Annotated in this window: 7 protein-coding genes; 2 read left to right on the plus strand and 5 right to left on the minus strand. The window is 54.8% G+C overall.

The genetic code is table 11. From position 1 onward, the window contains the following. Positions 1-1,025: 1,025 nt before the first annotated feature. Positions 1,026-1,649 (plus strand): hypothetical protein, encoded by a 624-nt coding sequence (locus NTZ04_00215; GenBank protein MCX5990752.1) that lies wholly within the window; start codon positions 1,026-1,028, stop codon positions 1,647-1,649. A 385-nt stretch (positions 1,650-2,034) separates the two neighbouring features. Here the strand turns inward: NTZ04_00215 and NTZ04_00220 are convergent, their stop codons facing one another. From NTZ04_00220 to NTZ04_00240, 5 genes are all read right to left on the minus strand, one after another. After that, positions 2,035-3,405, minus strand: coding sequence for a phosphotransferase (locus tag NTZ04_00220; protein MCX5990753.1), 1,371 nt, complete (start codon positions 3,403-3,405; stop codon positions 2,035-2,037). A gap of 15 nt (positions 3,406-3,420) precedes the next feature. Beyond that, on the minus strand, positions 3,421-4,554 hold the full coding sequence (locus tag NTZ04_00225) for a hypothetical protein (protein MCX5990754.1): 1,134 nt from the start codon (positions 4,552-4,554) through the stop codon (positions 3,421-3,423). 26 nt (positions 4,555-4,580) lie between these two features. After that, the gene (locus NTZ04_00230) at positions 4,581-6,536 is read right to left on the minus strand and encodes a hypothetical protein (protein ID MCX5990755.1); all 1,956 of its coding nucleotides are present in this window, start codon (positions 6,534-6,536) and stop codon (positions 4,581-4,583) included. Between the two features lie 86 nt (positions 6,537-6,622). Beyond that, on the minus strand, positions 6,623-7,132 hold the full coding sequence (locus tag NTZ04_00235; GenBank protein MCX5990756.1) for a nuclear transport factor 2 family protein: 510 nt from the start codon (positions 7,130-7,132) through the stop codon (positions 6,623-6,625). Between the two features lie 517 nt (positions 7,133-7,649). Beyond that, entirely contained in the window at positions 7,650-8,132 is a 483-nt protein-coding gene (locus tag NTZ04_00240) for a MarR family transcriptional regulator (GenBank protein MCX5990757.1), read from the minus strand. Between the two features lie 385 nt (positions 8,133-8,517). On the opposite strand from NTZ04_00240, the gene NTZ04_00245 reads away from it, so the two are divergent. Then, the coding region (locus NTZ04_00245; protein ID MCX5990758.1) for a cold shock domain-containing protein at positions 8,518-8,654 on the plus strand (137 nt) is incomplete at its 3' end.

The following is an 8,654-nucleotide window of genomic DNA, read 5'->3' on the forward strand; positions in this document are numbered from 1 at the left end:
CTCTTTCAGGTAATGCTGACACGCGCGGCGAATCAGCTCTGATCTAGTCTTGCATTGATTCTTGGAGAGCTGATCCAGAGCCGCAAGTAACTCGGCGTCAACAGGAACCTGTATCACTTTCTTGGCCATCTAATTCCTCCACATCTAATTCATAGCGAATATAATACACATAATCTTACACAAGGTCAATACCCCTCTGCCTCAAGAGGGTTCAGATATCCAGGTCGTTATTCCCGCTCAGTCTAGTATTGGACTGGGGGTGATCGAGTGCAGCGCGGACTGAACAAGAGTCCAGCGCGTGCAGCCCGAGTAACAGGAGTCTGTTCTGCTCAGGTATGGGCTGCCCAAGTCGGGGTCAGGGTAAACCAGTCAGACTGAAAGCCAATTCAAAAGTTCTGGTTCTGTCTACCGTACAGTATCGCCCACCAATCCTCTGATTGCCATTTGACCTCTCGCCACAAATCCTCTAATGTCAGATCGGTCACCTCTTTGGGCATGACCACAGGGCGTTCCTCGTTTCTCTGCACTCTTCACTGAGAGGATACGCCCTTGCCTATTCCCTACCAATTTACGCAACTTATGGTACGCTACCCAGAACGCCCCCATCAGTGTCCGGTCATCTTCCTTTGTATCCAGGTTGAGATTGGGTGGTATAATGTCGCCGAAAGGGGAGCATGACGTCTCAACTTGGGGGGAAGGGCTTTGACATTTCTAAAGTGAGCAGAAGCCTACCCGCATTGCTTAGCGCGTATGCTGTGGTGTTGGAACAGGTCGGCAACGAAGCCCTGATCCATATCCACCGCCGCCCCGGTTCTTCGTCCAATCCCGGTTCCTCCAGCGGTCCCCGACGGTTGGTCTGCAGTACGCTTGGACGCTTGGTTTCGTTCGTACTCTTTCCATTGGGGCAGATGCGAGTTTGGTGGTGGGGGTTTGCAATCCGTCCGATTGTCAGACTGTTTGTGGAAACCCATATCAACGCCAAGACAGCGGAGATTGGGCGATTTCTCAGGCAGAGGAGACTCAGGATGGCAGGGGAATCAAGCGATGACACCCGTCTGTTGGATGAATATCTGAGGCTTCTTGGGCACGCGGAAGGTATGGTCTCGGGATGGAGCCGGTGGTTAGTACCACTCCGCTTCGTGCCAGGGGTGGCAATGGCCCTCTCATGGGCGCTGGTTGCATCCAGTGACTTACCCCGCCAGGTCTTATATCTGATTCTCACCATTTCCCCTCTTCTGATGTTAGTCGTTTATCCGGTTGTGGTCAGATTTGGCTTCCGTTGGAAGAGGGCCTTTTTCGTGGCATGGCCGTCGCACCCCGGCCTGGCGGTTGACCTCACTCATCACCTTGAAGCAAGCACGACCCTCAACATCTACGAACTGGAGAACCAGGTTTACAGTGATATGGGACTGCGAAAGCACTCCGAGATTCCCATCGATGTTATTCTCCACCCGGCACCATACTGGCTTCTGACTGTGCTGGTAAGCATTGTTATCCCACTGGCATTTGCCCAGAGCAGGGGAGGCTTCACGACAGCAGACTGGATGCTCTCCTCTCTGGTTCAGTTTGCCTTGGTAGTGCTTTTCCTCTTACCTACCTGGAGGGTAGTCAGGCGATACAGAAAGCGCAGGGATGCTGGCCTGGTATGAGAGTTGTGTGGGAATAAGTCCTGTCGGGCCTTCTGGAAAGTCCGAAAAACCTTGCTGGCATTGAGACAGGCATCTTGGCCTCCTCTACACAATCACCAGACCCAAGACAGGCGTTGTTGGGGTCATCCTTTCCAATGCACCTGGTGAGAGAGGGGAGACATGAAGCACATCATCAGAATCGGTAGTTGACATGGTTGTGTATGGCAGTGTGCAGCCCATCTCTTGTATGCAGGCAAGCAGAGCCTTCGGTATCAACCAGGGATGCCACAGAGGTTACGAGCGTTTCCGCCACCTTGAATGGGTTTCTGGGACTCCCTTTGTATCCAAGCTGAGTTAGGAGCGGTATGATTTCTGGTAGGATTTGTGGTACTGTTCAGCCCCCAAATTAGCCGAGCTTGGAGATGGCGTCCTCGAGTTGGAGCAGCAGGGTCATGTCACCGTCTATCTTCAGTTTGCCGCCCGTCCAGGCATTGAAACGGTCCAGCTCTCCTCTCTGAATGGCCGCCCAGTCCTGGGCTGAGGCCGTAAGGGTGCACTTCGCATTCGTGGCAATGCCCTCGTGGCGGGTGGCGACACCCTTCTGACACACAGCATACCAATCACATCCGGCAGGCCCTGTCAGGTGGAACTGGACTGTCACGGTGACCTCCTCGACTCTGGTGGTCTCCCTTGTAGGTGCTCCCGGAGAAGGCAATCCTAACAGACTGGCCAGTCTCTGCGTGCAGGGGTTGTTCAACTCAGCGTCATCCTGAGGCATGGCGACGCCGAGTTTCTTGAAGTTCTTCAGCACCTTCAGAATCACCACGCCGCCCCTGAAGGCCGCGAAGACCTTGTTGTAGAACAGCTTGTCTACTCTCCAGCCGGTCAACTCCTGGTAGCGCTGGACGGTCTCTTCCTCGCCGGGGGCGCCATCCAAGCGGGGAATCCCATAGCCTTCACTGTCCACCCAGTCGAGCATAAGGAAGAAAGCCAGGTCTGCTTGGGGGTCCCCGATGAAGGCCATTTCCCAATCGAACAGTGCTACCACATCGCCGTCCGGACTGAACATAGTGTTAGGCATGCGGGCATCTCCCCAGCACAGAGTCACATGCTCCGGAATGTAGCGGTTCTCTCTGAGCCACTTCAAGGCAGCTTCCAGAACAGGCTGTCGTTCATCAGGTGATTCCTTGTCCCAATTGAGATATCTCTCAAAATAATCAAGTTGCCTGTCCAGAGGATCGGTGCCGTCCTTGGGAATGCCGAGGAAGGACAGGCCCAACGCCCTCCAATCCGCTTTGTGGACCCGGGTCATAGCCTCTATCGCTGACCACCACATCTTTGCCCGTTTCTGCCGGGTGGCATCATAGTAGACGCCGAACGAATGATAGGGTGGGAACTCCGGGGGTACGACCCCTTCGATCCTTCCCATTACATAGAACGCAGTGCCAAGCAGCTTCTCGTCCTGTTCCAGCCAGTAGACCTTCGGAACAGGAGCCTTTGTACCCTGCATGGCCTTCATAATGCGGAACTGAATACTGAGGTCGTAGTCAGGGTAGACCGGGAACGACCTGGGCGCGCAGCGGAGAACCATTCCCTCCGACTTCTGCTCCCCATGTTCCTGCGAGGCAAGATTAAAGAGAAATGTCTCGTTAGAGATCCCGGCCCCGGATCTCTCCAGGTTTGAAATGGCCAGGTTCTTGGCATCCGGCATCTTCTTCTGCAGCCAGGCTGTGAGTTTTGACTGAATATCAGATAAATCTACCTGCCGCGAAAGCATTTGGCACCTCCCCTTCTAGTAGCTCTGGTACCCGTATTTGGGGTACTTGCCGACCACCATCAGTTCGACGGTCCCGTGGCCAACCTCGTGGCCACACTTGAACTCCGAGCCGTAGTCGCAGTACCCCCAGATCTCACGCATCACCTGCGGGTTATTGAGGTCAAACTTGTGCCCATCCGTCCACTTGGCTCCCATCCATTTGCCATGGATAAAGTCCTTGTAGTAGCCACCGTATCCGGCAGGTGCCTGGTAGCAGATGGTGACGGGGCGTATGGAGACTTCTTTCCTGGTGCCGTCAATGGCAGTAAGGATGACGCTGCCACCGGCAAACCGCCGCGCCTGTTCGGGGATATCGTCCCTGAACTTGTAGTTATGCTCCACGTTCACCAGCTTCAGCGGCTCTTTGTTGCTGCCGAAGGGATAAAACAGGCCGCCGCCGAAGTGCCATCGGTTCACAAAACCGCGCTTGTCATCCCAGCTCTCCCTTATGTGGAAGGTGGCGCCCCATTTCTCAAATTGCATCAGGGCGAAGTTAAACAGCATCCCTTCGGGTATCTCCGGAGTCTGTACGCCGGTTTCGATAAAGTCCGCGCCAGCCAGTCTGATGCCCCAGGAGCGGTCCCTCTCGCCCACCCATCCCTCTTTGTCAAGCTGGAACGTTTTCCCCTCCGCCTTGATCCAGCCGGTGGGCCTCACGGACTGCACCATGCGCTTGATGTGCTCCTTCAGCCGGCCGCGGCTGATCTGCAACTGCGCGGGGTCCTCTTCAAGAAGCGGGCTGTATCCCTCGACTGTTATGTCGTAGCTGAGACCATATTCGTTCTCACCCAGGGTGTACCGCACCTTCTTGAGAGGCTCAACTACTTCGTAGGATAAAGGCCCTATTCTGAAGACATCGATGTCGGGACGGAGTTCACGCGAAGCCCGCACCACATACTCGGTCTGGCCCTGAATGGTAAAGGCCACAAAGGCATCCATAACATTGCGGTTGGGATAGTAGCCAAAGCCGGTAGCCAGGTGTGCTGTCCCGGCGACGTCATGGACCTGCATCCAGGCCCTCTCAGTCCATTCGCGGGCGCTTGTGCCAGGCTGATCAAAGGTAGATACGGCCTGGTGGCAGAACATCTCGTCATATTTGGTTATCACCATTCACCTCCAACTCAGGACTGAATATGCTAAGCCAGGAGCCCTCTCTTCTCCAGGTCCTGGGCCACGTCTGTCAGCCCCAGACCCTCCAGGGCTTCTCTGGTTTGGAGGCCCGTGGGCACATCCCATCGCCTCAGCTGATAGTATTCACCCTTCATCTTCTCGAACTCGTTTCGGTCAACCACGGCGCCCTTGCGTGAGACGGTCTCCCAACCCTTCCCCGGCACCACGCACTCGGCATTCGCCTGGTCGTACTTCAGCGGCAGGGTATAGAAGTGATCGGGCAGAGTGTCGAATTCCCTGCCGTGGTGTCCCTCTCTGACAAGGATAGCCCTTTGCAGGTTGAAGACCCTCTCGCCTATTCTGTACAGTCCTTCCTCATCTATACCGTTGCCAAGGACAGCAGCCGCGATTCTGCTTTCCCATGTCGGATCGCCAACCCGGTCCGCAGAGCGGTCGCTATCCGTAATGGGCCAGAGGAAGTTACAGAGGATGAGGCACGCCTCCGCATACTCTCTGTCCTGGATCTTCTTGGCGGCCAGCGCCTTCCCCTCGTAGGTAGAGAAGTCGGCGGCCAATTCACTCCCCCAGAACTTCCTGGCTACGCCCCGGACGACGTCGGTAGAAATGGCGGTCAGCCCTCTGGTTCCTGCCGACCATTTGGCCATAATCAAGCCCACTTCATGGAGCTGCTGTATCGGTATCCTCGGCTCCATGGCATAGGGCAGCGCGTTGGTAATGTAGAGTCTTGGTCCGTATGGATGATATCCGGGTTCGCAGAGATGCCCCGCCAGCCCCACCTGCTCTCTGGCAGCACCTCCCACTGCCTCTGCGGCCCGGTGTATCCCTTGAGCCAGTAGGTCGCCAAAGCCTTCCCGGAGCGAGGTCTTCTTCACCAGCGACTCTATGAACTCCGCGCTGCCTATTTTTGATATTGGTATGCCGGTGCTCTCATCGGTGAGGATGCCAGCCTGGTAACACAGGTGGAGCCAGCTGATCATCAGGTCGATGGCCACCGCATCCAGGCCGTAGCTATCGCAGAGCTTGGTGGCCTGAAAGGCTATGTCATTCCACTCACCATAGTACTTATCCACCCACGGTTGATAGAAGAAGGCAGAATGGCAGATGAATTTCCCCTTCTTCCCGTCGCTCGAAACATAAGCCTTTCTGGCGCATCGGCCCAGGCACCCGTAGCAGGGCTCCTTCTTCATCTCAGGGCCTGGCATCAGTCTCGGTTCCAACGTAGGGTCCCTCGACCACCGGCTGAGATACTCCCAGCCATCAGTTGGAAAGCATCTTCTCAATTCACGGTACTGCCCAATCAACTCCTGCAGCCTATCGGGTTGGGCTACCCTCACGCCCTCACCACCGCTCTTGACCACAACGGCCTTCAGTTTCTTGGAGCCCATGACTGCGCCGAGCCCGCCTGAGCCGCTGGCATCGTTTTCGGCCAGGAGAGTAGCCATGACCGCCATATTCTCAGCGGCGGGACCGATGGACACCACTCTGACAGAGCTTCCCAGTTCGCCTTTCAGCATCTCTCTGGCCTCGATGGCGCCCTTGCCCCAAAGAGCAGAGGCATCCCTGAATTCAACGGTGTCATCATGAAGGAAGAGGTAGACCGGCTTATCAGATTTCCCCTCAACTATGATGCCGTCGTAGCCGGCGAACTTCAGGGCGGCTCCCCAGCGGCCACCGAGGTTGCCATAACAGAATCGTGCTGGGGTGGCAGGCCCTTTCCCGCACACCTCCCAGCGCGACCCCCCGATAGCCGGGACTCCGCAAAGAGGACCGGAGATGAATATCAGCCTGTTCTCGGCGTCGAAGGCCCCGACCTCTGGAGGCACCTTATCCCAGTAAATCCTGGCGGCTATTCCTCTTCCGCCGAGGAAACGATCAGAATAGTCGGTAGTGGAAACAGTTGATGCGCTTCTTGAAGACAAGTCTGCTCGCAGGATTTTCCCGGCATACCCGTATATGGCCATATCTCCCCCCTGATGATGATATAGACTGTTCCGCGTCCCGAAGGCGATCAGTTTCTTAAGACTGCACCAGGCAGTCCTTGCCTTCTCTAGTCCTTTGGTACCATAGCCAGCAGCGCACCCCGGTTCTTCGCCCAGCCCTCGTCATAGGGACTGATATACTTCCACTTGGTCTTTATGGAGGCGAATTTCCACTCTCCAGGCTCCCTCACGTACTCCTCCTCATAAGTCCCTGCCATCCACTGGGCCTTGCCCGTTGTGGTATCGGTAGTAGGCGCTTCGTAATACCACCTGCCCGTTGCCTTATCGCCTTTAACCTCGATGATGGGATTGTGGACCATATGCATGCAGAACGACACGCCCATGGGCACAAATGTACCAAAGAAAGTCTCAAGCCCCGCCGTTCCCTCGAACTGAGAGTCAGGGCCCAGGCCAAAATCCACTTTGGCATCTCTAGTGAAGTGCGAGATCAGTTCATCCCTGTTGCGCTGATCGCTCAATCCGGCATCGCACAGATAGCAGTAGGTGGCCTTCAGCTTCTTGATCGATTCGATGTCCTCCAGGGTCCTGATTCTGGCTTGCAGATTCTTTAGGTCCATGGTCACTCAACCCTCCTTCATAATGCTTATATTTGGACGCGTGTCAATTGCTCGCTGTTTGAGCGGGGCCATGCTGTACTGGGTGGGAACAACGCAATATGAGATTCCCACATGAGACCCCCTAACATTCATGTGACTTCAGAGGTTGATGATTTGGCGGCAAGGATAACACAGGTATCCCTGCTTGTCTATCAGGGGTTACCTTACAGAGAGGCGGTACCGATTCACTTATCTCCATGTGCCGTTTGTCGTGGCCAACAAACGTAAGAACTGGAGGCTATTTACCCTCAGCCAGTATCCTGATAATCCTGGGGGAAGTGGTTTCTGTAAAGAATACGCCTGTAGTCACCCGCACCTTTCCCCCTTTCCTCTTTGGCTTTGGCGGAGCTGGCTTGAGCGGGACCTGCACTTTGCCTGTGCCTCCGCACCTGGAGCACACAGTTCCACGGATATGGCCCTTACCCTGGCAGGAACCACAGATTGTATAGAACACTGCTTGTACCGACCTTACTTTACCTCACTCAATCGTTGTGCCGTAGGGGTACGGTTGCCTCTCTCGGAGTAGCTCAAGGCCTTTAGCGTAGAGCTTGTCCAAAAGTGAATCCAAGGTGCCGAGCTCCTTCTCTGAGAGGCAGGAGGTGACATTAGTGACGGTTCTCTCGCTCTGTTGACGCTTGAAGGCTTCCTCACCTTTCTTTGTCAATGACACCCTGACCAGGTTCTTCCTCTTCAAGTCGCTTGTCTTCTTCACGAGGTCTTGCGCTTCCATGCGGTTCAACAGACCGGATATGGTATGAGGTTCTTTGTGGATTAGGCGTGCCAAGCTGGCGGGTGTCAACTGTCCCTTGGCAGTCTTCAGGTAATATAGGACTGCCGCCTGAGGAAGCGAAACGCCAACTCGGCCTAGCTCCAGATCCCTGGCCCTTTCCAGAACAGCATACGTAATGACCAGCCGCTCCCAAGTTTTCTCGTTCTTATTCAGCTCTGTAACATCTCTCACACCATTCCTCCATGTAATTTTCGCTACATTCCTAAACTAATATTCTACGTCGAGTGGGGCAATTGTCAAACCACGGATTTCCTCTATGGGCCTGAGAATGAATAGAAAAGGATTTGTTTTGCCCTCAATGTGCGAGGGAAACAACCCACTGTAAATACTGGGATATCTGGACGTGTCTGGCTTGTGGTCATGCCAGGAGTCGCGGGCAGGGTTCTAAGGAACCCTGAGGCAGTGATTCGGACTCTATTAGCCCAGCAGTGCCTCGTAGAACTTCAGCCAACCCCCTCTTTGTATCCAAGCTGATGTTGATGGTGTATCATGTCACTGAAGGCAATCTGCTGATGGTACTTCTGCTGCTAAGTGGCAGGTAGAAAGGGGCTTTGCTATGGCGAAGGGTACAATCAAGAAACTAATTGGAGACAAGGGCTATGGGTTTATCCAAACTGAGGAAGGGAAAGACCTCTTCTTTCATCAGAGTCAGCTCGAAGGTGTGGACTATTCTTCCCTCAAGGAAGGCCAAGA

Source organism: Chloroflexota bacterium (assembly GCA_026389585.1).
In the GTDB taxonomy this organism is placed as follows: domain Bacteria; phylum Chloroflexota; class Dehalococcoidia; order UBA2247; family RBG-13-53-26; genus JAPLHP01.